Below are 1911 nucleotides of genomic sequence, written 5' to 3' on the forward strand. Positions count from 1 at the left end.
TGTGGGCAAATGATAACTTTTGCCGAACTATGGGTTATCGACTCGAGGATATTCGGGGTAAGCATCATCGAATATTCTGTGATGATAGTTTCTATCAAAAGCATCCTGATTTTTGGCAAAAGTTGAGCCAAGGTCAGTTTGAAGCCGGTCAGTTTAAACGTAATCGCAAAAATGGCGAGAATATTTATTTAGAAGCGACCTATAATCCGATTAAAGATGAGACCGGCACAGTGCGATCGATTATTAAGTTTGCGACCGATATAACCGAGCAAGCCGTTGCTTCGCAGCAGGCTGAGGAAGCGGCTGAAATCGCTCAGAGTACTTCGCTACAAACGGCGCATATTGTTAAAGATGCGATGAAGGGTATTCAACGTAATACGAACACGGCTGCTGATATCGTCAAACGGAGCGAGCAAGCGGATGCAGTAGTGCGAGAACTCAAGTCGCAGTCGGTTAAAATCAGTGAAACGGTAAAGACCATTAATGGTCTTGCTGATCAAACCAACCTGTTAGCACTGAATGCGGCGATTGAGGCAGCGCGTGCCGGTGAACATGGGCGAGGCTTTGCTGTGGTGGCGGATGAAGTACGACAGTTGGCCAATCGGACAACGCAGGCAACCGCTGAAATCAGTCAAGTAATGACCATGAGTGAGGGCGTTTCTGCCCGAATTTCTGAAAATATGGCGGCGATCCAGCAGGTCGCGCAAACCGGCGAAGAACAGATGCAGGAGATTCGCGCCATTATGGAAGAAATTGATCAAGGGGCGAACAACGTGGTGAACGCTGTCGCCCGCTTGAACGTGGGTCATTAGCTGGCTGCTGGGTAAGCGTAGCTTGAGCCAAAGCCCAGCGGAATGCCGAGTGTCCAGTAAAGAACCAAGAAAATAGACCAAATAACCAGTAACGCAATCGAGTACGGTAGCATCATGGAGACTAAGGTACCAATGCCCGTACTCTTAACATAGCGCTGACAGTACAACACGATCAGTGGGAAGTAGGGCAATAACGGCGTAATAATATTACTGCTCGAATCCCCGACTCGATAGGCGGCCTGCGTCAAATCAGGCGAGTAACCGAGTTGCATCAACATCGGTACTAAGATCGGCGAAATAAGCGCCCATTTAGCGGATGATGAGCCAACAAACAGGTTGATGAACGCCACTAGAAAAACAATACCCACCATGGTCACCCCACCAGACAACTCCAATGAAGCGAGGAAGGTGGCACCTTTGACGGATAGTAACGTGCCTAGCTGTGAATCCCCGAATGCCTTAATAAACAGCGCGCAGAAGAATGCCATGACAATGTAGTACGCCATACCTTCCATCGCGGTCGACATCGCCTTGATGACATCCTGTGAGTTAGTAAATGTTTTCGCGACAAAGCCGTGCACAATGCCTGGTACCACGAAGAATAAGAAAATCAGCGGTACAATCATGCCAAATATGGGCGCCGTCACACTGGCAAGATTGCCCTCGCTGTCGGCGAGTGGTGACTGGTCTATGACTGCAAGATAGGTCAGCAGGGCGGCACCCGCGAGCATGGTCATCACCGCTGTCTTAAACGCTTTTTTATCTTGTGGTGTGACATCATCAAGCTGCGGCATATCCTCTTGGTCGCCATCAATGGGCACGTTTTTAAGGCGTGGTTCAATGACTTTGTCCGTTAAAAACCAACCAATGGCCACCACCACCAATGAAGACACCGCTGTGAATGCATAGTTGTTAAGAGGGTTCAGTTGTACTGAAGGGTCAATAATCTGTGCAGCGCTCTCGGTAAAGCCTTGTAGTAAGGGGTCAATCGCCGAGGGCACAAAGTTCGCACTAAAGCCTCCTGAGACACCGGCAAATGCGGCTGCGATACCCGCTAGTGGATGACGTCCTGCTGCGTAGAAAATAACACCGCCTAACG

2 protein-coding genes are annotated in these 1911 nt (G+C 49.4%); one reads left to right on the forward strand and one right to left on the reverse strand.

Annotated elements, in window-relative coordinates; all coding sequences use genetic code 11:
- Positions 1-812, forward strand: an 812-nt coding sequence (locus ABNS04_RS12460) for a methyl-accepting chemotaxis protein (protein WP_348671613.1), incomplete at its 5' end; no start/stop codon positions are given.
- Here the strand turns inward: ABNS04_RS12460 and ABNS04_RS12465 are convergent.
- A partial coding sequence (locus ABNS04_RS12465; RefSeq protein ID WP_348671614.1) for an AbgT family transporter occupies positions 809-1911 on the reverse strand: 1103 nt, incomplete at its 5' end. The two genes, ABNS04_RS12460 and ABNS04_RS12465, sit on opposite strands and share 4 nt — an antisense overlap.

Origin of the sequence: uncultured Idiomarina sp., assembly GCF_964010655.1 — a bacterium.
GTDB classification, from domain to species: domain Bacteria; phylum Pseudomonadota; class Gammaproteobacteria; order Enterobacterales; family Alteromonadaceae; genus Idiomarina; species Idiomarina baltica.